Consider the following 26,216-nt stretch of genomic DNA (forward strand, 5'->3'; position numbering starts at 1 on the left):
TGCTCTATAATGCGTTAAAAGAATGAATTAGATAAGACTTTATATAAAGGTAGTACTTTGAATAGTTAGGAATTCTGATACGCTGAGACATTAGATCTTTAACTGTTTTTGCCTTTATCTTTTTTAGTAAGTTATAATAGTATGTGTAGGCAATATACACCCCAAATCTAGAGGTCTTGGGCAACATTAAAATCCCCTGATAAGCCTCTAAGAACTCTTCTTCAATCTCTTCCTCTATGGCTAATTTATTTTCTAGGGTTAATCCTTCGTGATCATCAAGTGTCGGAAAATATAAGCGTCCCAAATTGCTCCAATCATCTTTTAGATCCCGCAAGAAATTAATCTTTTGAAAAGCAGAACCTAATTTCATAGCATAAGGTTTTAGCCTTAAATAAGACTCCTCTTCTCCATAAACAAATATTTTTAGGCACATTAACCCTACTACTTCTGCCGATCCTAAAATATAGGCTTCGTACAATGCTTGAGTATATTCCATCGGTTTTAAATCCATTTCCATACTCCTAAAAAAAGTAGCAATTAAAGCTAAATCAATTTGGTATTTATGAACAACAGCTTGAAATGCGTTGAGAATTGGATTCAAAGAAATTCCTTGGACGATAGCTTTATAGGTATCCTCCTTAAAATCAGCCAATAACTGCTCCTTTTTGTATCCATGAAACGAGTCTACAATTTCATCTGCCAATCGAACCATAGCATAAATAGCATGAACATCATCTCTAATTTTTTCATCCAACGTAGAAACACTTTTGTAAAATGAGGTACTATAAATTTTGGTAACATGCAATGATGCTACAACTGATAATTGGTCAAATAATGATTTCATTAGAAGTAGATTTATACATTTTATATGGAGAAGTTGTAAAAAAATGATCTTAACACCTGCGATCCAACCATAGCAGCCATCGGATCGGCAGCTATTTTTAGTCCCGTAGCTTCCAGCTACGAAACAAAAAACGAGCTTTGCTCGATAACTACTAGCTTTGATCTCGAAAATCAACAACATTTTTAAACAACTTCGGAATTACCTTTAGGTAAAATAGAGCCGTCTTTATTTATTTTTCATCAGTAGTTTTGCCGCAACCTTGCCAGAAATAAGTGCAGGAGGAACACCAGGACCAGGAACTGTCAGTTGTCCACAAAACACTAAATTTTTTAGTTTGGAAGTTATCTTTGGTTTTAGGTTCGCTGTTTGCAACAAGGTATTCGCCAAGCCATAAGCATTGCCTTTATAAGAATTATAATCGTTCTTAAAATCCTTCACACAATACGAGCGTTTAAAAACTAAATGGGGTCGAATATTTTGTCCAGTATGTTTTTCTATTCGTTCGAGCATAATATTTAGGTATTTTTCTCGCAACGCTTCATGATCTTCTACATCTGGTGCCAGTGGCATTAACAAAAAAAGATTTTCGCTTCCTTCTGGTGCTACCTTTGGGTCTGTTTTAGAACTCAAACAAGCATAAAACAAGGGATGATCAGGCCAGCTAGGTTGTTCATAAATTTGTTTGCCATGTGCTACCAAATCCTCATCAAAAAACAAATTATGATGCTCTAAATTGTCTAGTTTTTTGTTCACTCCCAAATAATAAATCAAAGAGCTGGGAGCCATCTTTCGTTTGTCCCAATACGAGGCACTATACCTTCTGTATTTTTTAGGAATTAATTGCTGTTCCACAAAGTTATAATCCGCCCCAGCAATAACATATTGTACTTCTTTGGGTTGAAGTCCATTGTCAAAAATAAGTCGTTTGACTACTCCATTAGCGCAATCAAATTCACTAACGGCTGCATTAAAATGAAAGGTTGCTCCATGCTTTTCTGCAATAGCCTTAAGGCTTAAAGCCAATTGATGCATTCCTCCTTTTGGATACCAAGTTCCTAGTTTTAAATCAGCATAATTCATTAAGGTGTACAAAGAAGGTATTCGATGGGGCATTTCTCCTAAAAATAACACTGGAAAACGCAAAATTGAACGAGCTTTCTCAGATACAAATCGATTGCAGACATCTTTTTCTACCGATTTTAATAGATCCAATTTGAAAAAATTCTTAAAAACCTCAACATCTATCAATTCTCTTAATTGGAGTCCTGGTTTTTCTAAAAATTTCTGAGTACCTACCTCGTATTTTATTTTAGCAGCTTCCAAAAATTGTTTTAGTTTTTTTCCTCCTTCATTCTCCAACTGATCAAAAACAGTATATAAATCTTCTAAACTTGCAGGGATAGCTGTACTAGTTTCATCTTTCCAAAAAACTTTATAAGATGGATCTAAACGAACCAAGTCCATATATTCGGCTCGATCTTCGCCTAGATCTTCAAAAACTTGATCAATCAGTTCGGGCATCCAATACCAAGATGGTCCCATATCAAAAGTAAAACCTTCTGCTTCAAAAATTCGAGCTCGCCCTCCTACCTTATCATGTTTTTCATGAACATGAACTTTGTATCCATTTTTTGCTAAGAAACAGGCGGCCACTAAACTTGAAAAACCAGCACCAATAATATCTACATGCATTTTTTATCATTTAGTCAAAATACTATGTTAACATAATAAAAAACAGCCTTTATTTATTATTGTTCAATAAAAGGAATAAAAAAACAGTAAAAAATATTTTTTTACTGTTTTTAAATACAAATATTAAGAGGTTTTTAGCCTCTATTTTTAATTTGTTGCAGCAACCAATCTCGTTCTGCCAAAGGGTCTGTTGTTTTAATCTGTTCGCTCAGTTTTTCCAAGGATTGTTCATCAAAAATAGGTACATTAATCATTCTTTTGACCAGAACAATCAAGTTGGTATAATGCTTTTTGTGATAACTTAAAGCTTTTTTTCTATTGAGGAAAATGCGAAAACTTTCTAATAAAGCCTCAAGAGCATCCCAATAAGCCTGTTCATAATACAATTTGAGCAACATAACTTTAGCCCCAATATTGAGCATAATATCGTCGTATTCTGCCTGTACCAACAAGTCCATCGCTTGGCTAAAATTCCCTCTTGCAAATGTCAATCTAGCCAAACTATAATGTTGATAGTTGGCTTGCGATGCAGGTTCTAGCTTAAGCGCATAAGTAGGAATAAAGTCATCCAACCAATCGTACTCTTTGAGGATAATCCCCAAAGAAACAATATTCTTATAAGCAAAATGACTCATCCTGCCATTCTCGATTAAAAGATCGTCTATCAACCCTTTTTGATATAGGTCAAATGCCTCTTTTATATAAAGCTTATTGCCTGTATTCAAGCATTTTATGGCATAATTGAGTGCCATTAACAAAACAGCCACTTGTTCTTTTTCTCCTAAAACATCTGCTTGTGTATTAAGGTAATATTTTAGTCGTTCAAAATGAATTTCATCCATTGGATTCTTTAGTGTATGATAGCCATGGTAGTAAATCATTAGAACAGGACAATCATTGTAATCATTTTGTTCTACTTCCAGCAAAACACTATCTAGAAGTGGCAAGTTGTATGCTGTTTTTTTTAAATTTTGATGACTCAATGCAATATAAGCATACCGCAAGGTTGTAATCATAAAAAACAAACTTGCATGGGTTGTTATTTCTGTCAAATTGGTTGCTCTAGTTCGATCTTGCGTTCCCTTCAGGTCAAATTTTAAGACCTCCAATTCATATTGATGGTAATGGTAGGATTCATTTTGTGGCAAACTGTTTTCTAGCTGTTCTGTAGCCTTCTTAATTTTTTGCGCAGCAGGTCGTACTAATTTTCGATCTAGATAGGCTCTTGTTAGTATTTTCTCTTGATAAAAAAGATCCTTTTTTGCCATTTTATAACGGACAAATTTTTCTAATACATCCAAACTAAAAGACATCAAATGCCGTAGCCGCAAATCATTATACGTTTGGGTTGTATAAATATACTTCCAAGCTCGCTCTTTTTTTAGTGTTTTAGCATTAATAGAATAGCGTGTAAATAGGAATTGAAACAATTTTTGAACATCCTTATGTTCGTTGTGAATTGGCGATAAAATCCACTTCTTAAATTGTCTAATTTCTTGTTTGTTTAACGTTTTAAAAACCTTGATGAGCTTCGACTGGTGCATATTTTTGTCTTTTTATAACGGACAATATAGAAAAAATGTACACCTTTTTGGGCAAAACTTCTACTACATTTGTAACAAGACGACCGAAGAAGCTATTATACAACATAAATTATAGAGTCTTGAAAACATCACAAATTATGCAAATATTATTTTTAATCCCCATATTTTTTCTTTTAGCTGTCCATACTACAGACGCTCAAACTACCAGTATTCCAGATACTGCTTTTGAACAAAAATTGATAACCCTAGGCTTTGACTCTGACAATACCATCAACGGTCAAGTACTAACTTCTGATATTGCCAATGTCTCTGTTTTGAGTTTAGCAGGCAGTAGCACGAACATTGGAAACATTAGAGATCTAACTGGTATTGAAGATTTCACGAATTTATGGGCACTAGATTGCAGTTGGAATCAAATTAGTTCCCTGCAAATTTCAGGGCTCAATGACCTAGAAATGGTTCATTGTAGCTACAACCAACTTAGCTCACTTGATCTTATGGGCAACTCTAGAATAAGAGAAATTATTTGTAGTAGTAATCAACTGAATAGCCTTAATGTGTCAGGGCTTTCCAATCTTCAACTTTTGAGTTGTTCCCAAAATAATTTAAGCTCCTTAGACATTTCTACCAATACAGGACTAATACAGCTTTACTGTGGAATCAACCCACTCCAACAAATAGACATCAGTAACAATCCTCTCTTAGAACGAGTTGAATGCATCCACGGTCAACTAACCCAACTAGACATTAGCAATAATTTGGATCTAAAATGGTTAAGATGTGAAAACAATCAACTTAGTTTTTTAGACATTAGCAATCACCCCCAACTCTATCAGGTACTAGCCCAAAACAACCAATTGGATAGCATCAAAATGGACAATTGTCCTCTTTTAGAAAGATTACATTGCAGCAACAACCAACTAACGGAACTTGATTTAAGCAATTTTCCTAACCTAAATGGTTTTACTGCAATCAACAATCAGCTGACCCATGTAAATATACAAAATGGCAATAATTTTGGTCTTTCTGTCTTTGATGTTACAAACAACCCTAGTAATTTGGTGATTTGTGTTGACAATATCCACTGGATTCCCAATCATTGGCAAAAAGACCCAGCAGCCACTTATAGCAGCATTTGTAGAGTTACGCTAGCAGGACTTGTTCGCTTAGACAGCAATAATAATTGCAGCCCTGATTCAATGGAACAATTGATGCATTCTCAGGTAATCAAAATAACACAAGGCACCAACATCAGTTATGCCACCACCAATAACAATGGGAGTTATATCGCAGGGTTGGATACAGGAACCTATACCCTAGAACTCGTTCCCCCTGCCCCCTATTGGACTCCTTGCCCCCTTGTACAATCTACGACCACGGATTCAACCTATAGTATTGATACTGTTGATTGGACAATTGCTCCTAATGTTGAATGTCCTCTTCTAATTGTAGATATTTCTGCCCCATTTATCCGAGCAACAGGCGGAGGTAGTGCTTATACCATTAATTATTGCAACAACGGAACAGCCGCCGCCAATAGTCCCTATGTAGAAGTAACCATAGATTCCTTCCTCAATGTTCTGAACACTAGTATCCCTATTGTCAGTCAAACTGGTCATTGGTATCGCTTTGATTTGGATACCATTCCGATTGGAGGTTGTGGTAGTTTTACCATACAGGTGATTGCTGATACAAGTGCCATTATAGGACAAACCCATTGTAGCGAAGTGCATATTTATCCAGATAGCATCTGTTTATCGCCTTGGAATGGTCCGATCTTAAATGCCAATGGGCAATGCCTGAACGATACTATTTATTTCAAAATAAAAAATACAGGGAGCAATATGCTTTCTGCCAACAATTACTCTATATTCGAAGATGATGTAATCATTGATTTGGCTCCCTTTAATCTAGGAGCAGGCGATTCCATTGTTGTTGTTCAAGTCGCTGCCCCAGGGAAAACGTACCGAATACAGACCAATCAAGTTACTGGTTTTCCAGCAATCATGGGCTCCTCTATGATCCATGCTACCATAGAAGCTTGTAATTTGCAAAATGGCGGTTTTAACACAGGTTTTGTGACCCAATACTACACAGGAAACAGCTCTCCTTTTATTGCTATAGATTGTCAACAAAGCATTGCAGCCTACGACCCTAATGATAAATCGGCACAACCCGAAGGCTATGGCATACAGCATTATATTACCAATAATACGCCTTTAGAATACCGAGTAAGGTTTCAAAATACAGGAAATGACACGGCTTTCACAATCGTTGTTGTTGATACCTTATCTCCTTTTGTGGATCCTACTAGTTTACAAATGGGAGCAAGCAGCCATAATTATACTTGGTCATTGAGCGGAGCAAATGTACTAACTGTTGTATTTGATCAAATCTTATTGGTTGATAGCAATGCCAACGAGCCTTTATCCCATGGGTTCTTTAGCTATACAATTCATCCTTTAGCTGCTCTAGCCAATGGAACCGTAATTCTGAATCAAGCGGCTATCTATTTTGATTATAACTTCCCGATATGGACCAATACAACCTACCACACTATTGGTGAAAATTATGTTCCTATTATACTAAAAATGGAAGAAGTTTGGTCTTCTGATTTACAATTACACATTTATCCAAATCCAACAACAGGCTTAGTTTATTTAGAAAAAAGCAACATCGAGCCGATTAGTATTTCTTTGATAGACCATCTAGGGCGAACTCTAATGACAAAAAATGTAGCTACTGAACAAAGTTATATTGACCTAAAAAGATTCTCTTCAGGAATTTACTATATCCATGTTAAAACAGCTAAACAACATAAGATCCAAAAAGTGATTAAGTACTAATGTTCTCCAACTAAAATAGCGATAGAGGTGGGGGCTTGATTGTTCCCCCTCTTTTTTTAGGAGTTAATCTATTTATACCCATCAATTACGACCGATTACATAATTTAAGATTCTGTTTTACTTTGGCATACAAATTGGTTAAGTTTTTTTATATTAGTACAACTAATTACCTTATAATTAATTTATTAACCAACCAAAAGAATAACCAATGCTTACAGAAAAATACAAAAGTGTCCTAGATCTTGGGCTGGAATTAAACATTCAAAATGGTGATGTCAAAGAAGAGGAAGGTAAACTAAAAGTTTCAGGGACTGCTAAAACGCCTTACGAAAAAAATCTCATTTGGGATGAAATCAAACGTGTTGGAGGAGATTACCCTGAAGATATAGAGGTTACGCTAGAAGTAGCAGATGATTCTAATTACCATATTCATACCGTTGTGAAGGGAGAATCATTAAGTAAAATTGCAAAACATTACTATCGAAATGCGATGAAATATCCCAAAATTTTTGAGGCCAATACGCATATCTTAAAAGATCCTAATAAAATTCGCCCTGGGCAAGAGTTATTCATACCTAATTTAGAAGATTAATACGCATTATATACAAGGATTTTACGGATAAAAGTCTTTGTTTTTATGAAAGTCGGTAGAAAGAATATTTCTGCCGACTTTTTTTATTTAGAGCCAAGTTCTTGGCTATTCTTAAACGTTGACAAATAAACAGTTGATAAACCAAAAAAGCATATAAAAATAATGTTGCTCCAACCTCCCGCAACAATAATCAACAATGGCTGAGGCAATAAATTGACCACAGCCGAAAACCAAAACAATACAATAGGAGAACATAAAACAAACCAGCTAGGATAAAATGTTTTATTGGTTACAATTAGATAAGCTAAAAGGCAATAGGCGATTAGGGAGGGAAAAAACATGATATAAAAATGATATACCATATAATCTTGAGTTAACTGTAGCAGCGTTTCATTTCCTTGGGAAGCAACAAAGCCCAAATGAGCAAAATGAGCGTGAAAGGCTCCTCCATAAACAATTCCAAAACTTAAAAGCAGAACAATTATTTTAGCTATTTTTTTATAAGGTGCTTTAGTAACTAAATAAATTTGATAGAATCCTATCATATATAAAAACGCTGCCAAGGGACCTAACAAACCTCCAATCATTAATCGGGTAGGTGCTACTCCTCCCAATATGGTAACAAGCTCCTTTTCAAAATCATGAATGGGGGCACTTGTAAAATACAAAAACATATCTCCAACAAACATTATAATGCCTGCCATTATTCCAACTATTCCTGTTGTTATCAATTCTTTTTTCATGCTGATTTTTTACTTTTTTGAGGATCAACAAAGATAGGCTTTATTTTTATTTAGACAAAATAAAAATAACAACACAAATAAGTATACCTCCAAAAGCATAAAGCAGCCCTTATTAGCCCATAAAAAATTAAACCTGTCAAGTAGGAACACTAGCTTCATTCATTCGCAATAGCTGAACAAACACAAACCACCAAAGTTGTAAAAGGAAAAAGCAACTACAAGCCTATAAGCCGAATCCTGTACTCCACTGAAGTAGAGCCTCTATCATTTATCTAGACCAACAGTCACCTGTTGGTTCTATCTGCCTACCCTCCAGCTAGAGCGAGCAACCCTATGAATTCCGTAGAATTCGTACTGGTATACATGGCATTTCAACTCACAAGGTTTATCCCCTATTGATGTTGCCATCAATAGCCGTGCGCTCTTACCGCACGTTTTCACCCTTACCCCAAATAAATTTAGGGCGGTTATTTTCTGCGACACTTTCTGTATTCCAAATAAATTTGAAACCCCATCCGTTAGATGGTGTGATGCTCTGCGTTGTTCGGACTTTCCTCGTGTTTGATACAATCAACCCCGCGATAGAGCAGCTTGCAGTTGCAACTACAAAGGTAACTTAATTTTGATCATTCAACCATCGAATAAAGCAAATATTCTCGTTCCTTTTCATTTTTGTGGTTCTCAATAAGCTAAAGCACTGAATACTAAAACAAAATTTTCATTGGTTATAAATCTAGAACTATTCTAAATAAAAATAGTCTGCAAATAAGCTTTAACATAGGTTGCATAAGTGCCTTTGAATAGATATTTTGTGTTCTGAATATGATTCTTTGTCATTTTAGAACGCAACAAAAAATCATATTCAATTAGTAAACAACCTATTACAAGTAATATTTTAAAATAAATAAATCATAAATTCTAAGCATTGTTTAGAGGTAATTTTATAAAAGAACTTTGTTTGAATTTAGGGTCGTTTATTTTATAATTTGCTTAAGCTTACTTATTGGGAACTTATATTTAAAACTAAAATTATTATTACAACATGAAGTGGATTATAGACTTTTTACTATCCTCTCTTGGTAAGAAATTGATTATGTCATTGACAGGTTTATTTCTATGCTTGTTTTTGGTAGTGCATATGTTGGGTAACTTGCAATTGTTTTTTCCTTCACCAGATGGAATGCCAGAAGGTTATGTATTTAACATGTATGCTTACCACATGACACACAACCCTTTAATCAAAGTCATTTCTTATGGCAACTACTTTTTTATTTTATTGCATGCCGTACAAGGTATTTTGATTACGATGTATAATCGCAAAGCAAAGGGTGGTTCTTATGAAGGGAAAGAGGTTTCGGATACAGAAGCAAAACTCGCTTCTAGAAATATGAGAAACTTAGGGCTTTTAATTTTTGTGTTTATTGGTTTGCACATGTGGCAATTTTGGGCACAAATGCACTTTTTTGACATGCCTGTAATGGCAGGTGTTACAGAAGGAGGCGAAGAGGTAAAAGATTTGTACAAAATCGTAGGAGAAGCATTCTCTAATCCTCTTAATGTACTTTTCTATCTAGTTGCTTTGGTAGGGTTAGCAATGCACTTGTTGCATGGTTTCTGGTCGGCTTTCCAATCAATGGGACTCAACAACAAAAAGTACTCTCCTATTATTAGAACTGTAGCAATGGCTTATGCTATTCTTATTCCATTGGGATTTGCTACCATGCCTATCGTGTTCTTTATTATGAGCATGTCAGCCAACTAAGTTATTATCTAAATAATCATTGTCGAATAAATTCATGTTAATCATATGAAAAATTTTCAGTCAAATATACCTCAAAGCAATACGCTGGCAGAAAAATGGACAGAATATCGTTCTACCATGCCTTTGGTTGCTCCTAATAATAAACGTAACATAGAAATTATCGTAGTTGGAACGGGTTTGGCGGGTGCTTCTGCTGCTGCAACGCTTGGAGAACTAGGATACCGTGTTAAAGCATTTTGTTTTCATGATAGCCCACGTCGTGCACATAGTATTGCTGCCCAAGGGGGAATCAATGCTGCAAAGAATTATCAAAATGATGGTGACTCTGTTTACCGTTTGTTTTATGATACCGTAAAAGGTGGCGATTATCGCTCTCGTGAGGCGAATGTTCATCGTTTAGCAGAAGTTTCAAGAAATATTATTGACCAATGTGTAGCACAAGGGGTTCCTTTTGCGAGAGAATATGGAGGTAGCTTGGCCAACCGTTCTTTTGGTGGGGTTCAGGTATCTCGTACGTTTTATGCTCGTGGGCAAACTGGTCAGCAATTATTGATTGGTGCTTATAGTGCTTTGTCTAGACAAATATCACTTGGAACAGTTACCATGTACAACCGTCATGAAATGCTAGACTTAGTGGTTATCGATGGAAAAGCTCGTGGTATTATTTCTCGTAATTTATTAACGGGTAAATTGGAGCGTTTTGGGGCTCATGCGGTTGTTTTAGGAACAGGAGGATACGGTAATGTGTTCTATCTTTCTACCAATGCCATGGGATCTAACGTTACTGCTTCTTGGGTAGCGCACAAACGTGGAGCTTACTTTGCAAACCCTTGTTTCTGCCAAATTCACCCAACTTGTATTCCTGTATCTGGCGATTATCAGTCTAAGTTGACCTTGATGTCAGAGTCTTTGCGTAATGATGGTCGTGTTTGGGTTCCTAAACACAAAAAAGATGTAGATGCGCTTAGAACAGGACAAATGAAACCAACTGATCTAGCAGAAGAAGATAGAGATTATTACCTAGAACGTATTTATCCTGCTTTTGGAAACTTAGTGCCTCGTGATGTTGCTTCTCGTGCAGCTAAGTATCGTTGCGATGATGGGCATGGAGTTGGTTCTACTGGTTTGGCGGTTTACCTTGATTTTGCTTCTGCCGTTATTCGATATGGTAAATCTGAAGTAATTTCAAGAGGTATTGCTAGCCCAAGTGACGAGGAAATCAAACGATTAGGACGTGAAGTTGTTGAAAAGAAATACGGCAACTTGTTTGAAATGTATGAAAAAATCACTGGAGAAGATCCTTATTATACACCAATGCGTATTTATCCTGCTATTCACTATACAATGGGTGGTATCTGGGTAGATTACAATCTAGAAACAACGGTTCCTGGTTTGTTTGCTACAGGTGAATGTAATTTCTCTGATCATGGTGCTAACCGTTTAGGAGCTTCTGCTTTAATGCAAGGTTTGGCAGATGGTTATTTTGTATTGCCTTATACCATTGGCGTTTTCTTGAGCAAAGAAATTCGTACGCCTATGACCGATACCAATGCTCCTGAGTTTGAAGCAGCAGAGAATGAGGTGAAGTCTAAAATTCAAAAATTATTGAGCATCAATGGAACTCGTTCTGTTGAGTCTTTCCATAGAGAATTGGGGGTTGATATCATGTGGGAATATTGCGGCATGGCTCGTGAAGCTGAGGGATTAAAATTAGGTCGTCAAAAAGTACGTGAATTGCGTGATCGTTTCTGGAAAGAGGTTTATATCCCTCACACAGACAAAGATGGACACGAATTTAATCCTGAACTAGAAAAAGCATTGCGTGTTGCTGATTTCTTTGAATTGGCAGAGTTGATGATGGTAGATGCTTTGAATAGAAACGAATCTTGTGGTGGGCACTTCCGCAAAGAATATGCAACAGCAGAAGGAGAAGCTCAACGTAATGATACCGATTATGCCTATGTGTCTGCATGGGAATACAATGGGTTGAATGATGATCCTGTTCTACACAAAGAAGAATTGGAATTCCATGACATTGAATTAAAAACTCGTTCTTATAAATAACATCTAATTGTCGAAGGATTCATTTCCTCCAATTAGCGATTATTCGTAATAATAAAAAATAGAGACTTATGGCTCACGGTGATATAACAGTAAACCTTTTTGTTTGGAGACAAACAGGGGTTAACGATAAAAATCCTGGCATTAAATCATATCCAAACCTTAAGATCAATACACACATGTCTTTTTTAGAGATGTTGGATGTTTTAAATGCTCACATTATTGAAAATAAAGACCAATATCCTGAAGGACCTGTTGCATTTGAGCATGATTGCCGAGAAGGAATTTGTGGTGCTTGTAGTTTAGTCATCAATGGTCGCCCACATGGACCAATGAAAGGAACAACAACCTGCCAATTGCACATGCGTCACTTCAACGAAGGAGACAATATATATATAGAACCTTTTAAAGCGCAAGCTTTTCCTGTTATAAAGGACTTGGTAGTAGACAGAAGTTCTTTTGATAAAATCATTCAGGCTGGTGGTTATGTTTCTGTTAACACAGGGGGTGCTCCTGACGGAAATGCCATTCCTGTCGCTCAAGATATTTCTGCTGATGCCTTTGATGCTGCGGCTTGTATTGGTTGTGGTGCTTGTGTTGCTGCTTGTCCAAATGCTGCTGCAATGCTCTTTACTTCTGCAAAAGTATCGCATTTAGCTGTTTTACCACAAGGTAAAGCTGAAGCTGCTAAGCGGGTAAAAAGAATGGTATTCCAAATGGATAAAGAAGGTTTTGGAATGTGTTCTAATATCGGTGCTTGTGAAGCGGAATGTCCTAAAGAAATTTCGTTGGATTACATTGCTCGTATGAATAGAGAATATATTGCTTCTACATTTACGACTACAGATTAACAATAACAGACTCTTTTAATTTAGAGTTTTAAAATAGTAAACAGTTAAGGGCTTTTTGTTCTTAACTGTTTTTTTTTGCTCACCTATAGGCATAAAAAAAGAGAGCTGGGGATAGCTCTCTTTTAAGTTCTCTTCTCGCCAAAAGAGTTTTCAATCAAAATTAATTTAGCCGTATCTCTATTAATTTCTTATGATTGATTGTTTTTTCCGTTTTCATTACCCTTTGGAAGGCAACGAATAGGAGGATATTAAAACTTGTATAGTTCATTTAGGGCAGCTCTTAACAACTTGAGGATGTTCGTTTTATAATCACTATATTCATTGGAGGATAGAGGATTATCAAAAAAACGGTGTTGTCAAGAAAAAACCTTAAAAATGATTAAAATAGATACTTATTAATCACTATCTGCACCTATGACAAGAAGTTGGATAAAAGGTTGGAATTTTTTTTATTTTTTTTATTTTTTTTTTGCAACCTGCCAATTAGAAGCTCCATTTTATAGATTGCCATCTTTTTGTATTCCTTTTTTGGGCTTAGACAATTCTCCCCGCTATGCAATAAAAGAAGTGCTTTTTAGGAATATTTTTTAATTCTAAAATTAGAATTAGAATGCAAGATCCAAATCCTTATACATTTAAGAGCATCTAATAGTTACTTCGTAACTTATTTTTGAGCTAAACAACGATAAACAAAGGGATTGAGCAGGCAGATAGGTGAGTTATGGGCAAACAAAAAGGGAAGATTCCTCCTAATCTTCCCTTAAGTTTCTTCGTTAATTTCGAAGAATTTCAATCGAAATTAATAGCGGTATCTATTTAATATTAGATTGAATATACATATAGTATTATTTTATTATATAGGGTGGATAATCCCTCTTACTACTAGACGACAAATCTCAAAACAAAATGGTTGCATGAGATTTATTTTTTTTTCAACCCATTACATATTTAATTAACGCTTACTCGATCTTAATGGTATTATCATCACTTAATAAAATTCGTTTTTTGCATTTTCTTAACAAAAGAATTGCTATTCCTTTCCTCAAGTATTTTTTTCAATCCAACCTTCTAAGGTTTTTCGTACTTCCTCTATCCCATTTAAGACTTCTTCATTGCGAAAACGCAAAACTCTAAAACCACAACTTTCCAAACGCTGTTGACGTTTTGCATCCTGCTCTTTTTGATATTTATGAATTTTGCCATCTACTTCTATAATCAACGCTAACTCCTTACACATAAAATCAGGCACATAATATAAGGTAGGTACTTGACGCAAAAACCTAAATCCTTGGAGTTGGCGAGCCATTAATACTTCTTTCCAAAGATACGTTTCTGCTGCTGTAAATCGCTGTCGTAATTTAGCCCCTCGATGTTTTAGCTTAGGATTGTAATAATAATTATTGTCTTTAAGCTGTTTGAATCTATCCATAACGATATATTATACGATGTAAGTAACCAATCCTTTTTCAGAAAGAAAGAGAATAACCAATACTTATATTAACAATCAAAGGCGTATTGGCAATACCTATTTCTTGGCGATGATGGGTCTCTACTTGATTGGTCACTCGATTAAAATATTCTACTTGATTAGAAGGTAAACTAGAAGCTATCGTGGGCCAAAACCGTATGCTTGGCGCAAGCATAATTCCTTTTAAAAAATTATTCATTTTACGAAAAGGTCTCCAATTAATATACATTCCCAAGCCCAAAGAAAAGGTGGTGTAATCCGTCACTAAATTTCCATTTTCCCAATCTGTGCCATTATAATAAATCTGGAAACGATGCCATTTGGGCTCTAGCCTTAGGTTTAACCAATCATTAAAACGATAACCAACACCAAACCCCGTTGAAAAAGGAATATGAGCAGCTAAATGTTGTTCTTTCATCGCATTAGAAACAACATCGCCTTTTAAATCTAAAGAAATCCCATGCGAATAATCAACCGCTAACCGTTTCCAAAACAGATTGCCCTCAATATTAAATCCCTCAACAAGGATAGGTTGTGTTAAGCCAAAAAGCAAGTGAACATGATTTTCTAACGTCCCTTCTTTCAATTTTTGGGCTAGCCCCCATTGATGAAAGCTCAGGAATAAAAAAGAAAAAAAAAGCAATTTAACGGTATTTTTATACGTCTTCATTATTGTACTATTTTTAGTTAATTCAATAGTACAAATCTCTGATCTTCTGTTCATAACTTAATGCACCCAAGTTAACAAAACAGCAACCTACTTATTTTTTTTCTCTACTTATTCGGCTTCTAATACGACTCAGTGATTGTGGTTTAATTCCTAAATAGGAAGCAATATAGTATTGAGGTACTCTATTTAGCCATTCTCCTCGTTTTTCTGTTAACTTTCGATAATGCTCTTCTGGGGTCAAAATATTAAGATTCGAATTGTACTCTGCCATTTCCATAAAGGATTGTTCGGTTTGAGCAACCTTTATTTGAATTAACTTAGGGTGTTCTCTAAAAAGCAACTCCATAGACTCAATACTCAAGGTATGCACCTTGCAATCTTCCAAAGTTCGAATATTAATATCTGAAGGGATTTTTTGATTGATACTTTTTATATAAGAAACCCAATTCTCTTCCATTGCAAAATCAAGTGCTATTTCTTCTCCCTCTACATTTTTATAATACATAAGCAAACCTTCCTCCACGACAGCAATCTGTGTACAATATTGTCCTTCTCGCAACCAAAAATTGCCTTTAGGTATTGTTCTAAGATCAAAAAAGGAAACTAAGTTGGTTAGTTCTGCTTCTGTCAAAGAAAAATCATTATCATTACTTATTCTAATCAGAGTTCGCCGTATAAATTCACTCATATCCAATTGTTGAATGTTCAATTTTTGTTACAATTCCTTCATTGAGATAGCCATGTTTTCTCTTTTTGGTAAAACGAAAACATAGGTGATTTCTTTATACCCCTGCCCTACTTCTGAGCATAAACAATGCACTTCGTTTCAAAAAACTCCTCTTCAAACAGCTCCTTCATAGGATAAATCTCGGTATAAGCGTTATTTCCCAATGCTTTGGCTTCTTCCTTTGCTCGATCAATTCCCTTTAGCGCCCAAATGCCATTTGGTGTACCGTGCTGGTGTTTGTCACTAATCACTCGGTGGGTCCAACGCACCAATTGAGGCAATACAGCAACGGCACGAGTAACTACAAAATCAAATTTTTCTTTAAGTTCTTCCGCTCTTATTTGTTGAGTTCTAACATTTTTTAATCCAACAGCCCGTGCAACTTCTTCTGTCACACGTACTTTTTTACCAATAGAATCTACCAATAAAAAATCTACATTTGGAAATAAAATAGCTAGAGGAATCCCAGGGAAACCTCCCCCTGTTCCCAAATCCATAACTTTGCTCCCGTCCTTGAACTGAAAGATTTTGGCTAAACTCATAGAATGCAAAACGTGACGCACATAAATATTGTCAATATCTTTGCGAGAAATCACATTAATTTTGCTATTCCAGTCAGCATATAATGCCCCCAACTGGCTAAGTTGATCAATTTGAGTGGGATTTAAATCAGGAAAATATTTGAGAATGGTATTCATAGTTATTTTTGGTATTTTTCGTAAAGATACATTATTTTCTGAGCTAATAAATGATCTTTTTCTGTTATCGTATTTCCCGCATCATGCGTCGTCAATTCAATCTGGACTTTATTGTATACATTGCTCCAATTGGGATGATGATTTTGCTTCTCAGCCCAAAAAGCAACCGCTGTCATAAAGGAAAAAGCGGTAACAAAATCATCAAATTCAAAACTTGCCTTTAATCGATTGTTCTCTTCTATAAACATACTTTAAGAAATTAAACCTAAACAGGCTTTTGCCAAACTCTGTTCATGTGGTGATTCTGCAATGATAAAATGATCTATATGATGCTCCAACAGTGCTTTTGCGGTCACATTGCCAATACTAACGATTTGCTGTCCTTGGCAATAAGGGTACTGCGCAAAATAAGCCGCTACATTTAACGGACTTGTAAACACTAAAATATCAATCCAAGGTAGTTCAAAATCCGTTTTCACACAATTGGTATACGTCAATAAATTATAGCTTTGGATACTTTCCCCCAATAATTGCTGCACAGACTGTTTAGAATACTGAGCTTGGGCAAAGATCACTTTTTTGCCTTTTGCTTGCCTTGAAAATTTCTGAGCGGTCTCAATAGGGTCTCCTGTCCCAATAAATTGAGCTTGGATTTTGTAGTTTAAACTCAAAAAATCAGCAGAAGCTTGCCCCATCACGCCAATAGGAGGCAGTGTATCTAAATCATCCAATTGAGACAAACAATACTGAATTCCTTTTTTGCTATAAAAAAATAGCCAATCTGCACTTGGTAAAGGACCAAAAACTAAGGGCTCAAACTCAATCAAAGAGAGCCCTATTAGATTTGTTTTTGAGTGTAACAATTGATGGAATGCCCCTGCTGGATTCAATGCTCTAGAGATAAATACAGTAGGATTTTTTTTTGCCGCCATTCTTATAAGTCAACTCCTTGAGTCAATTGTTCAAAAACTGTTTCTGCTAATTTGTTAGTGGTACTAGAAGAAAGATTCACTACATTCAAATCCTTATCCAAACCTCCTGATAGAATTGCACAAACATGGTAGTATCCCATGTCATCGGCCTCACAATAAACGCCTAAGGGTAAGTGACAGCCTCCATCCAATAATTTGAGTACCTTGCGCTCTACATTGGTGCATTTAAGTACGTCTGAACGGTGAATTTTTTGTAAGATTCTACGAACGTCCTTATCTTCTGTTCTCGTCTGCCAAGTTAAAACACCTTGTGCTGGTGCAGGTACAAATTCCTTAGGGTTTAGGCGAATGGTTTCAAAATTACTCATGTCCAAGCCTAAACGCTTGATTCCTGCCATTGCTAATAAAATAGCGTCAAACTGTCCCTCTTCTAATTTTTTCAGACGAGTAGGAACATTTCCTCGAATATCTTTTAGCACCACATCTGGGCGAACTGACTTGATTAATGCTTTGCGCCTAGCTGACGAAGTTCCTACAATTGGGTTCTCTGGCAACTTTAGCAGCTTGCCATCAACTACTGCATCCTTTCGAATAACCAAACAATCCGCAGGATCTTCTCGGTAAGAAATCGCCGCCAAAGAAAGCCCTTCGGGTTGGGTAGTTGGCATATCCTTCATAGAGTGTACCGCCAAGTCAATAGAACCCGCCAATAATTCGTCTTCTATTTCTTTGGTAAAAAACCCCTTGCCTTCAATCTTGTCAAAGCTCAAATGCTGGATTTTGTCGCCTTTTGTTTTTATAATTTTTAGCTCAGATTCAATACCGATTTCTTTTAGTCGATCTTGTGTATAATAAGCTTGCCAAAGGGCTAATTTGCTCCCTCTTGTTCCTATGATTAGTTTGTTCATTTGTATTGTATATTGATTGTTCTATTTTATTTAATGTGGTTGAATTACCTCATAGGTAAATTCTTTTATAAAGCTTTCTGTTTCCCCTGTTAATGAATTGGTAACCGCAACCCTAGCGGTATAGTTTTGTTCTCCTACCTTTTTGGGTATTGTTTTATAGATTGCCTTTCCGTTTTTACTCTTTATCGTTTGTCCTTGGATTGAAACCGTAAAATTCGCTTGTGAAGCATACTGCCCTAAAAAAAATTCAGTTTCATAGCTTTCCCCTAAGACAATAGTACGCTTCATTGGTTGCTCAAACAATTCATAAGCATCATAAGTACATCCAACAGTCATTTTGCTAGCCATAAAATTAACAACAGCAGCTTCTGATAACTTTGCTTGATTCTGAATAGCACGAAGTAAAGGATAAACAGATGCAATAGATTGTTGTTGGAACGTAAAATTTGCCCAATCTTGTACTTTAGAAGTCAAAGGATAAGCATTCTTTGTGGATAGAGCAAGCTCCATTTCAAGTGCTTCTAATAAAACCTTTTTGCGATCAGAAACAGCAAATACAGTCCCTTTTATTCCGCCATCCTTCCAAAATTGCTCCACCAATAAAAGATATGCATCTTTTAGTTTTTCAATTCTAGATCTTAGAATTTCTCCTTGAGGCGCTTTTCCTTTATACCCCGTCAAAAAGATAGCATTTATAATTTTTTTATTATTTACTCCTTTGGGTTTACCTTCTAAAGTCGGTATTCCTAAGGCGCTTGCTTCTTTAGGAGTATAAAAACCACCTGACTCCATCACCATAAATTCCCTAAGTTCATCAATTTGGCGGCAAAAAGTATCGGTTAATGCCCTTAATACTATTGTTTGATCAACTAAAAATTGATACTTAGGATGTTCATAGCTCATTTCTCGCATATGATAAATCGTGTTATCTGTCGAATAGGTAATCAAGCGATTACTTTGCTTTAAGCGCTCATCCAATCCAAAAAACTCAGCAATAGCGTTATCTGCAAAGTTGTTTTGCTCACAACTAATGGTTAGAACAGAAAACCCAAATACAATAACTACCCATCGAAAAGGAGACAACAGCATATTTTTTACCTTTAATACCAAACTGAAACTTCCTCCAAACTCTTACGATGAATATCTGGAACCATTGCATCTTTGGCAGGATAACCTACTGGCAAGAGTAGAACCGCTCGCTCATTTTTAGGACGCTCCAAAATTTGTTCTAAAAAGTTCATAGGGCTAGGCGTATGCGTCAAAGAGCACAAACCAGCCTGATGAATAGCCGCAATCAAAAAACCAGCCGCCAATCCAATGGATTCATTGACATAGTAATTTTTGCGCTTCCCTTCTGGATGTATTTCATACGCTTTTTTGAACACCACAATCAAATAAGGAGCTTCCTCCAAAAAAGGTTTGTGTTCATCCGTTCCCAAAGGAGCCAAATCTCTTAGCCATTCTTCGGACATTCGACCGTGATAATTTTCTTGCTCTTCTTTTTCGGCTGCAATTCGAATCTTTTTTTTCATTTCAGGAGAGCTAATAACCGCAAACGTCCAAGGTTGCTTATGTGCTCCAGAAGGGGCTGTAGAAGCCGTTTTGATAATATCTTCAATGACTTTTTTGGGAACAGGACGATCGGAAAAATGACGAATGGTACGACGAGTATCCATTGCTTGATAGAATTGCTCAGCGTTTTTAATTAGTTGTTCATCAGAAAGGATGGGGCGAGAATGAGGAATAAATGGATAGACAGTCATAATCGTATATTAAGGTTATTTAAAATTAATGCTCCGTTGAGTTAACTGCATTGCTTATTCGAGGTAGCTTCGCTGCTACTACGTGGTAACCACGTTGCTTGGCTAGCTCATTATCACTCATGGGTCAGCAGGCTGGATTCGTGAGGTCGCAAGCTCTGTTTGGGTTTTAAACAGAGTAATATAAAATGATAATTGGCTATAAAAATAGCACCTTATGGCTAAGCCGAACTAAACAACAAATAAGCAGAAATAGCAATGTCTCTACAATATCAAAAGCTAAGTACCATTACTTAGCTTATAATTTTAGCCTCCACCATTAACTCTTCTTCATTTGGTGCAAAATCCAATAGTTCAACAGGTATCAATTGATTAATTAGTTGCTCATCGTAATCTACAGCAACTTTTATATAATTTTCAGTAAAACCAGTCATTTTACCGTCAATGTTTTTTCCCTCTAAAAGAGCGACCTGTTGACTGCCTAAATATTGGGTATAAAAATGGCGTCGTTTTTTCTCCGATAAAATACGAAGCATTTCATTGCGTTCTCGGCGAACGTGTACAGGAACAACATTTTCCATTTCTGCTGCTGGAGTATTAGCTCGCTCTGAATACGTAAAGACATGCAAGTAAGAAATATCCAATTCTTGGATAAATCGATAGGTCTCTTTAAAATCCTCGTCTGTTTCTCCAGGAAAACCAACAATAACATCTACTCCAATACAACAATGAGGAATGTGTTGACGAATCGTAGCTACTCTGTCTGCATACAACTCTCGTTTATAACGGCGACGCATTTCCCTCAATTGTTTGTTATTTCCAGACTGTAAAGGAATGTGAAAATGTGGTACAAAACGATTGGAATTGGCTACAAACTCTATAATTTCTGTTGTTAGCAAATTGGGTTCAATAGAAGAAATACGAAAACGATCAATCCCTTTCACTAAATCTAAGGCTCGAATTAAATCAATAAACAGTGCTTCTTTTTTAGGTTTTAATCCTTCTATAACCTCTGTTCCATTTCCAAAGTCACCAATATTAACCCCAGTCAGCACAATTTCTTTAATGCCCATTGCTGCAATTTCTTCTGCATTCTTAACAATACTCTCAATGGTATTGCTTCGGCTTGCTCCTCTTGCTTGAGGAATGGTACAAAAAGAACATTTGTAATTGCAACCATCCTGAACTTTTAGAAAAGAACGGGTACGATCGCCAAATGAAAAAGCATTTACAAATTCATTGGCTTCTTTTACATTACCTGCTTGTACCATTCCCTTAGATGGCGCCTTACTTAGATCGTCTACGTAATCTAATATTCTAAATTTCTGAGCCGCTCCCAAGACCAAATCTACCCCTGGAATTTCAGCAATTTCATCGGGTTTGAGTTGAGCATAACAACCGACCACGACCACAAAAGCATTGGGCGAATTGCGCAACGCTTTCCGAACCGTTTTGCGGCACTTTCGATCTGCAAAATCAGTAACGGAGCAGGTATTAATAACATAAATATCTGCCGCTTCTTTAAAAGCTACTTCATTGTAACCAGCATCTTCAAATAAACGCCCAATACTAGAAGTTTCAGAGTAATTGAGTTTACAACCTAGGGTATGGAATGCGACTGTTTTTGGTGTTGCCACTATATTTTATTTAGAATTGGATTGAACAAATGGTTTATTAGAACCCCTGTTAACCACTAATTAAGCAAACTGCAAAAATACGCTTTTTTGGAGAACTCTCCTAATTTGTATTTATTGGATTACAGAAGTAACTAAAGACTAAACCTTCAAGCGATCTGTCATTGCCAACAAATAATAATCTAGTAGCACTAAGGCAGCCATTCCTTCCACTATAGGTACTGCTCTAGGCACCACACAAGGATCATGTCTTCCTCTTCCTGTTATCGTTACCACTTCACCTTTCAGATCTACCGATTGTTGGTCTCTCATAATCGTTGCAACAGGTTTAAACGCTGTTTGAAAATAAATATCCATCCCATTAGAAATTCCTCCTTGGATTCCTCCAGAATGATTGGAGCTTGTCTTGATCCGTCCATTGTCATTAACAAAAGGGTCATTGTGCTCTGATCCTCGCATCGAGACCCCTTCAAAACCAGAACCATATTGAAATCCTTTACAGGCATTAATACTCAACATGGCTTTCCCTAATTCAGCGTGTAAGCGATCAAAAACAGGCTCTCCCAATCCCACAGGGCAGCCCTTAATCACGCAACTCACGACTCCTCCAGTGGTGTCTCCTTCTTTTTTTATTGCCTTAATATAAGCCTCCATTTCCTTAGCAATAGCAAGATCAGGACAACGAACAGGAGTTTTTTCGACCAATGAAAGATCAAGGCTCTTATAATCCGAACGAATCGACAAAGGTCCCACCTGACTCACATAAGCAGTAATCTGAATGCCTTTTTGAGCTAATATTTGTTGTGCAATAGCTCCTGCTGCTACTCTTGCCGCAGTCTCTCTAGCTGAAGAACGCCCCCCTCCCCTATAATCTCTATTGATGTACTTTTGGGAGTATGTAAAATCAGCATGAGAAGGTCTAAATCGATCTTGAATATGAGAGTAATCTTTGGTTTTTTGATTGGTATTAGCAATGAACAAAGTAATTGGCGTTCCTGTTGTTTTCCCTTCAAATACCCCTGATAAAATATCAAATTCATCAGCCTCTTTTCGTTGGGTAACAATTGCAGATTGTCCTGGTTTTCGTCGATTTAGTTGGGACTGAATATAAGCTCTATCCAACTCAATTCCTGCTGGACAACCATCTATGATTACCCCAATACCTCGACCATGAGATTCGCCAAAGGTGGTAATTTTAAATAGTTTCCCAAATGTATTGCCTGCCATAATGTTTAAATCTTAATCCCCTGAGTTAATTGATTGTAATAATTTAAGGCTTCTAAAATAAGTTCATCTTCTGCATGAACATTAATTTTAAACGTCCCTATTTCTTTTAATAAAGTAAAGCAAATTTGGTTGTGCTCATTTTTTTTGTCTTGTCGAATAAGCGCTAAAATAGCTGTCGGGTCTAAATTTGTTAAATCATAGCTAGGATACAACCGTAATAAATAGGTGGTAATTTGGGCTAAATCTGTTTCCAATAAACCTGTTAATTTCCAACTCAGATAGCTTTCTGTAAGCATTCCAATAGCAACGGCCTCTCCATGTAACAATGGTAACTTGGTTTCCCAACTCAAACTTTCTACAGCATGCCCTATGGTATGACCAAAATTAAGGCTTTTCCGAATATTTTGTTCAAAAGGATCTTGTTCTACAATTTTCTTTTTAATCGACAAAGAATGCGCTATAATAGGTTCCCATACTAAGTTTGCCAAATTGGAAGAAGTCAACAATTGGCTAAAATACCTACCATCCTCAATCAAAGCATGCTTAACAATTTCTGCAAAACCACTGTATAATTCATTTTGAGGCAAAGTATCAAAAAAGTCGCTTAACAAATAGACGGCTTTGGGGTTCTTAAATAAACCTATGCTATTTTTAACCAGCGCAAAATCTATCCCTAATTTACCACCTATAGATGCATCCACTTGTGCCAGTAAGGTCGTTGGAATTTGTATAAAATCCATTCCACGCTTAAAAGTACTAGCGCAAAAGCCCCCCATGTCGCCAATCACCCCTCCGCCTAAGTTAAGTAAAACAGACTTACGATCGGCTTGCTGATTCATCAATGCAGTCCATATTATTTGGCAAGTTTGAATATTTTTGTGTGCTTCCCCTGCTTCAATTGATATGATATTTAGCTCATAATCCATCAACGCTTTTTGCAAAATTGGTAAACAATACTGCTCTGTATTGGTATCAACTAATACAAAAATTTTGGAATAAGCTCCTGTCCTTAATTGTTCTTTTAATTGAATAAATCCTTGATCCTGAAATTGGATGTTATAACCTTGTAATGAAATCATTATGCCTTTATTAATAATTCATCAAAATTAAATTTCTGCCCATCTGCAATGATGATTTCCGACTCTACAGCTTGCTTTATCCGCTCTTCTAACTGGGGCAAACTATGGTACAATTGTTCGTAAGATGCTGCCACAAAATATTGTGCCTGAAACTTGTCCTTAATATAAGGGGTCTCCAAGATACGATCCAAATCAAATGCAAAATGCTGTGGCTCTGTCCCCAATGAATAAACCGATTCTCCTGGAGAAGACAAAATCCCTGCGCCATAAATTTTAACTTGGTGGTCTTCTTTAATTAATCCAAATTCTACCGTATACCAATAAATCCTAGCCATTAATTCTACGGCTGTTGGCGAGTCTATATATTTTAAAGCAATTTGGCTCAAACCATTCAAAAAACCAGCAAAATAAGGCTCACTCAACAAAGGAACATGACCAAAAACATCGTGAAACATGTCTGGTTCCTCAATATATTTTAATTGAGCCAAACTACGCATCCATGTGGTAGCAGGAAATTGTTTTTGAGCTAATAATTCAAAAAATGGTTTGTTATCAATAATCCCAGGAACAGCATAAACTTGCCATCCAGTCAATGCTTTTAGTGCTTCATTGACTACGGTAAAACGAGGAATTCGATTGGGTATAAATTGAACCGTTTTGATTCCTTCCAAATAGTTTTTTGTTGCACGGGTAGCCAGTATTTCTATTTGTTCATTATACATAAGCTCCCATACTTGATGGTGTTCGGAGGTGTATTGATCGTACTCTTGTCGCATCATGTTTTTTGTATTTGTGTTAATTAAACAAAAAAAATCCTAGCCCAAAAGTGGACTAGGATTTTCAGATTATGTATACCGTTTATTATTGAATGGTTAACAACTACATAATGCGTCCCTGTCCACTTGGTCGAAAAACCAGTAGAAATAAGTAGCATTATAATAATATAAGTGAGTTGTATTCATTGATTTATTTTGTTCTCAAACAAATGTAGGCTAGCTAATATAAAAAAACAAGTTTTTGAGTCGATTATTTTTTTTTCTCCAATAGATTAAACCTTTTGATTAAAAACAGCTCTAATAAAATGAGCGCTCAAAACAAGACAATTGATCTTGAATTGGAAGTTGAGATTAAGCTTCCTACTTATAAATTTCTAATAAAAGCAACAAATAAAAATATGAAAAAGTTATTATGGGTAGTAATGGGTTTGTGTTTTTTAATTAACCAATCTCTAGCACAAGCACCCCACCAAGGGCGCAAAGATCACAAACCTTTATTGAGTAAAGAGGCTAAACAGGAACTACAAGAGTTTCACAAAAAAGAAATTTACCCCATCAAAAAGGCAACTCACGACCAATTCCTAAAAAGTTTAAGTCAAGATGATATTGCTTTTTTAGAATCCAAGCGTGCAGAAAGCAAAACCTTGCACCAAGAGGCTCAGGCATTGCGCCAAGAAATGAAAGCATTAAGAACCAGTGGAAAAGATAGAAAAGAAATACGAGAAGAAATGAAAACTGCTTTTGAGCCCATTAGAGAAAAACGAAAAGCCTTTATGGAATCTATGAAACCTTTTATGGAACGAAATATGGAGGTCGTCAAACAATCAATGGAAACTCTAAAGTCGCATCGAGAAACATGGAAAACTCAAAAAAGAGAAATTCTAAAAAAGTACTTATCTGAGGAGGAAATAGCAAAAATGGAAGCGCACAGAAAGAAAAAGCAAGAACGACATGCCCAACATGCTCCAAAGAAATCGGCACACAAAAAAGGAGGAAAAGCGGTAAAATTTGTCTTGTGGGATGGGGAGTTCAAAACGCCTAGACATGGCAAAAGAGGGAGAAAGGAATGTAAAACAACTCAGGAGAAAGGAAATCAATCCGAAAAATTGTCTACCACAAAAATCGACAAGAACATAACTCTGAGTAATTATCCAAATCCTGCGATTACACAAACTACTATTTTGTTGACCACTAAAGAAGAAGCTAAAACGGTAAAAATCATCATCAACGATGCAGATGGAAAACAAGTTTGGATGAAACAATATGCTAAGCTAAATGCTGGAGAACATAAGATAGATGTTAATTTGCGTAAATTTGCGAGTGGACAGTATTTTTATACGGTAAGTATTGGAGAACAATCTATTACAAAAACATTGATCGTTAATCAGTAAATAATCCATTT

The 26,216-nt window shown here is 36.1% G+C and carries 23 protein-coding genes and 1 other RNA gene; 6 read left to right on the forward strand and 18 right to left on the reverse strand.

The window, feature by feature from the left end:
• Positions 1–4: 4 nt before the first annotated feature.
• From AsAng_RS21270 to AsAng_RS21280, 3 genes are all read right to left on the reverse strand, one after another.
• Positions 5–844 carry a phytoene/squalene synthase family protein gene (locus AsAng_RS21270; protein ID WP_264789112.1) on the reverse strand — a complete coding sequence of 280 codons (840 nt, stop codon included), beginning with the start codon at positions 842–844 and terminating at the stop codon, positions 5–7.
• A 225-nt stretch (positions 845–1,069) separates the two neighbouring features.
• Positions 1,070–2,536 carry a phytoene desaturase family protein gene (locus AsAng_RS21275; protein ID WP_264789113.1) on the reverse strand — a complete coding sequence of 489 codons (1,467 nt, stop codon included), beginning with the start codon at positions 2,534–2,536 and terminating at the stop codon, positions 1,070–1,072.
• A 134-nt stretch (positions 2,537–2,670) separates the two neighbouring features.
• On the reverse strand, positions 2,671–4,080 hold the full coding sequence (locus AsAng_RS21280; RefSeq protein WP_264789114.1) for a hypothetical protein: 1,410 nt from the start codon (positions 4,078–4,080) through the stop codon (positions 2,671–2,673).
• A 137-nt stretch (positions 4,081–4,217) separates the two neighbouring features.
• Here AsAng_RS21280 and AsAng_RS21285 point away from each other — a divergent pair, with 137 nt between their 5' ends.
• On the forward strand, positions 4,218–6,926 hold the full coding sequence (locus AsAng_RS21285; protein ID WP_264789115.1) for a T9SS type A sorting domain-containing protein: 2,709 nt from the start codon (positions 4,218–4,220) through the stop codon (positions 6,924–6,926).
• 208 nt (positions 6,927–7,134) lie between these two features.
• Positions 7,135–7,518, forward strand: coding sequence for a LysM peptidoglycan-binding domain-containing protein (locus AsAng_RS21290; protein WP_264789116.1), 384 nt, complete (start codon positions 7,135–7,137; stop codon positions 7,516–7,518).
• An 83-nt stretch (positions 7,519–7,601) separates the two neighbouring features.
• On the opposite strand, the gene AsAng_RS21295 is transcribed toward AsAng_RS21290, so the two are convergent.
• A complete protein-coding gene (locus AsAng_RS21295; protein ID WP_264789117.1) occupies positions 7,602–8,261 on the reverse strand; it encodes a DUF6796 family protein in 660 nt (219 codons plus the stop codon).
• Between the two features lie 210 nt (positions 8,262–8,471).
• Positions 8,472–8,859, reverse strand: an RNA gene (rnpB, locus tag AsAng_RS21300) — RNase P RNA component class A.
• A gap of 444 nt (positions 8,860–9,303) precedes the next feature.
• Here rnpB and AsAng_RS21305 point away from each other — a divergent pair.
• The 3 genes from AsAng_RS21305 to AsAng_RS21315 all read left to right on the forward strand — a co-directional run bounded on the left by AsAng_RS21305 (position 9,304) and on the right by AsAng_RS21315 (position 12,935).
• Positions 9,304–10,023, forward strand: a complete 720-nt coding sequence (locus tag AsAng_RS21305) for a succinate dehydrogenase cytochrome b subunit (RefSeq protein ID WP_264789118.1) — start codon at positions 9,304–9,306, stop codon at positions 10,021–10,023.
• Positions 10,024–10,068: 45 nt separating this feature from the next.
• Positions 10,069–12,087: a fumarate reductase/succinate dehydrogenase flavoprotein subunit gene (locus AsAng_RS21310; RefSeq protein WP_264789119.1), complete on the forward strand. Its 2,019-nt coding sequence runs from the start codon at positions 10,069–10,071 to the stop codon at positions 12,085–12,087.
• Positions 12,088–12,155: 68 nt separating this feature from the next.
• Positions 12,156–12,935, forward strand: coding sequence for a succinate dehydrogenase/fumarate reductase iron-sulfur subunit (locus tag AsAng_RS21315; protein ID WP_264789120.1), 780 nt, complete (start codon positions 12,156–12,158; stop codon positions 12,933–12,935).
• A 1,042-nt stretch (positions 12,936–13,977) separates the two neighbouring features.
• Here the strand turns inward: AsAng_RS21315 and AsAng_RS21320 are convergent.
• The 13 genes from AsAng_RS21320 to phhA form a co-directional block, all read right to left on the reverse strand.
• Positions 13,978–14,364: an endonuclease domain-containing protein gene (locus tag AsAng_RS21320; protein WP_264789121.1), complete on the reverse strand. Its 387-nt coding sequence runs from the start codon at positions 14,362–14,364 to the stop codon at positions 13,978–13,980.
• Between the two features lie 37 nt (positions 14,365–14,401).
• Positions 14,402–15,073 carry a hypothetical protein gene (locus AsAng_RS21325; protein ID WP_264789122.1) on the reverse strand — a complete coding sequence of 224 codons (672 nt, stop codon included), beginning with the start codon at positions 15,071–15,073 and terminating at the stop codon, positions 14,402–14,404.
• Positions 15,074–15,164: 91 nt separating this feature from the next.
• Positions 15,165–15,761 carry a Crp/Fnr family transcriptional regulator gene (locus tag AsAng_RS21330; protein WP_264789123.1) on the reverse strand — a complete coding sequence of 199 codons (597 nt, stop codon included), beginning with the start codon at positions 15,759–15,761 and terminating at the stop codon, positions 15,165–15,167.
• Positions 15,762–15,868: 107 nt separating this feature from the next.
• Complete coding sequence (gene rsmG, locus AsAng_RS21335) at positions 15,869–16,498, reverse strand: 16S rRNA (guanine(527)-N(7))-methyltransferase RsmG (RefSeq protein ID WP_264789124.1); 630 nt, start codon at positions 16,496–16,498, stop codon at positions 15,869–15,871.
• A gap of 2 nt (positions 16,499–16,500) precedes the next feature.
• The gene (locus AsAng_RS21340) at positions 16,501–16,746 is read right to left on the reverse strand and encodes a 4a-hydroxytetrahydrobiopterin dehydratase (protein WP_264789125.1); all 246 of its coding nucleotides are present in this window, start codon (positions 16,744–16,746) and stop codon (positions 16,501–16,503) included.
• A 3-nt stretch (positions 16,747–16,749) separates the two neighbouring features.
• Entirely contained in the window at positions 16,750–17,430 is a 681-nt protein-coding gene (locus AsAng_RS21345) for a uroporphyrinogen-III synthase (RefSeq protein ID WP_264789126.1), read from the reverse strand.
• 2 nt (positions 17,431–17,432) lie between these two features.
• Complete coding sequence (gene hemC, locus AsAng_RS21350; protein ID WP_264789127.1) at positions 17,433–18,338, reverse strand: hydroxymethylbilane synthase; 906 nt, start codon at positions 18,336–18,338, stop codon at positions 17,433–17,435.
• 30 nt (positions 18,339–18,368) lie between these two features.
• Entirely contained in the window at positions 18,369–19,427 is a 1,059-nt protein-coding gene (locus AsAng_RS21355) for a hypothetical protein (protein ID WP_264789128.1), read from the reverse strand.
• Positions 19,428–19,438: 11 nt separating this feature from the next.
• Positions 19,439–20,101 carry a nitroreductase family protein gene (locus tag AsAng_RS21360; protein WP_264789129.1) on the reverse strand — a complete coding sequence of 221 codons (663 nt, stop codon included), beginning with the start codon at positions 20,099–20,101 and terminating at the stop codon, positions 19,439–19,441.
• Between the two features lie 290 nt (positions 20,102–20,391).
• Positions 20,392–21,735: a tRNA (N(6)-L-threonylcarbamoyladenosine(37)-C(2))-methylthiotransferase MtaB gene (gene mtaB / locus AsAng_RS21365; protein WP_264789130.1), complete on the reverse strand. Its 1,344-nt coding sequence runs from the start codon at positions 21,733–21,735 to the stop codon at positions 20,392–20,394.
• Between the two features lie 138 nt (positions 21,736–21,873).
• Positions 21,874–22,959, reverse strand: coding sequence for a chorismate synthase (aroC, locus tag AsAng_RS21370; RefSeq protein WP_264789131.1), 1,086 nt, complete (start codon positions 22,957–22,959; stop codon positions 21,874–21,876).
• Between the two features lie 5 nt (positions 22,960–22,964).
• Complete coding sequence (gene aroB, locus AsAng_RS21375; RefSeq protein WP_264789132.1) at positions 22,965–24,038, reverse strand: 3-dehydroquinate synthase; 1,074 nt, start codon at positions 24,036–24,038, stop codon at positions 22,965–22,967.
• A complete protein-coding gene (gene phhA, locus AsAng_RS21380) occupies positions 24,038–24,817 on the reverse strand; it encodes a phenylalanine 4-monooxygenase (protein ID WP_264789133.1) in 780 nt (259 codons plus the stop codon). The genes aroB and phhA overlap by 1 nt, the downstream gene beginning before the upstream one ends.
• Positions 24,818–25,212: 395 nt before the next feature.
• Here phhA and AsAng_RS21385 point away from each other — a divergent pair, with 395 nt between their 5' ends.
• Complete coding sequence (locus AsAng_RS21385; RefSeq protein WP_264789134.1) at positions 25,213–26,205, forward strand: T9SS type A sorting domain-containing protein; 993 nt, start codon at positions 25,213–25,215, stop codon at positions 26,203–26,205.
• Positions 26,206–26,216 lie beyond the last annotated feature (11 nt).

The sequence above is a fragment of the Aureispira anguillae genome, from assembly GCF_026000115.1.
GTDB lineage: Bacteria > Bacteroidota > Bacteroidia > Chitinophagales > Saprospiraceae > Aureispira > Aureispira anguillae.

Coding starts and splice junctions, on each gene's coding strand:
- AsAng_RS21270 (WP_264789112.1), bottom strand. CDS start 844: ATGAAATCATTATTTGACCAATTATCAGTTGTAGCATCATTGCATGTT.
- AsAng_RS21275 (WP_264789113.1), bottom strand. CDS start 2,536: ATGCATGTAGATATTATTGGTGCTGGTTTTTCAAGTTTAGTGGCCGCC.
- AsAng_RS21280 (WP_264789114.1), bottom strand. CDS start 4,080: ATGCACCAGTCGAAGCTCATCAAGGTTTTTAAAACGTTAAACAAACAA.
- AsAng_RS21285 (WP_264789115.1), top strand. CDS start 4,218: ATGCAAATATTATTTTTAATCCCCATATTTTTTCTTTTAGCTGTCCAT.
- AsAng_RS21290 (WP_264789116.1), top strand. CDS start 7,135: ATGCTTACAGAAAAATACAAAAGTGTCCTAGATCTTGGGCTGGAATTA.
- AsAng_RS21295 (WP_264789117.1), bottom strand. CDS start 8,261: ATGAAAAAAGAATTGATAACAACAGGAATAGTTGGAATAATGGCAGGC.
- AsAng_RS21305 (WP_264789118.1), top strand. CDS start 9,304: ATGAAGTGGATTATAGACTTTTTACTATCCTCTCTTGGTAAGAAATTG.
- AsAng_RS21310 (WP_264789119.1), top strand. CDS start 10,069: ATGAAAAATTTTCAGTCAAATATACCTCAAAGCAATACGCTGGCAGAA.
- AsAng_RS21315 (WP_264789120.1), top strand. CDS start 12,156: ATGGCTCACGGTGATATAACAGTAAACCTTTTTGTTTGGAGACAAACA.
- AsAng_RS21320 (WP_264789121.1), bottom strand. CDS start 14,364: ATGGATAGATTCAAACAGCTTAAAGACAATAATTATTATTACAATCCT.
- AsAng_RS21325 (WP_264789122.1), bottom strand. CDS start 15,073: ATGAAGACGTATAAAAATACCGTTAAATTGCTTTTTTTTTCTTTTTTA.
- AsAng_RS21330 (WP_264789123.1), bottom strand. CDS start 15,761: ATGAGTGAATTTATACGGCGAACTCTGATTAGAATAAGTAATGATAAT.
- rsmG (WP_264789124.1), bottom strand. CDS start 16,498: ATGAATACCATTCTCAAATATTTTCCTGATTTAAATCCCACTCAAATT.
- AsAng_RS21340 (WP_264789125.1), bottom strand. CDS start 16,746: ATGTTTATAGAAGAGAACAATCGATTAAAGGCAAGTTTTGAATTTGAT.
- AsAng_RS21345 (WP_264789126.1), bottom strand. CDS start 17,430: ATGGCGGCAAAAAAAAATCCTACTGTATTTATCTCTAGAGCATTGAAT.
- hemC (WP_264789127.1), bottom strand. CDS start 18,338: ATGAACAAACTAATCATAGGAACAAGAGGGAGCAAATTAGCCCTTTGG.
- AsAng_RS21355 (WP_264789128.1), bottom strand. CDS start 19,427: ATGCTGTTGTCTCCTTTTCGATGGGTAGTTATTGTATTTGGGTTTTCT.
- AsAng_RS21360 (WP_264789129.1), bottom strand. CDS start 20,101: ATGACTGTCTATCCATTTATTCCTCATTCTCGCCCCATCCTTTCTGAT.
- aroC (WP_264789131.1), bottom strand. CDS start 22,959: ATGGCAGGCAATACATTTGGGAAACTATTTAAAATTACCACCTTTGGC.
- aroB (WP_264789132.1), bottom strand. CDS start 24,038: ATGATTTCATTACAAGGTTATAACATCCAATTTCAGGATCAAGGATTT.
- phhA (WP_264789133.1), bottom strand. CDS start 24,817: ATGATGCGACAAGAGTACGATCAATACACCTCCGAACACCATCAAGTA.
- AsAng_RS21385 (WP_264789134.1), top strand. CDS start 25,213: ATGAAAAAGTTATTATGGGTAGTAATGGGTTTGTGTTTTTTAATTAAC.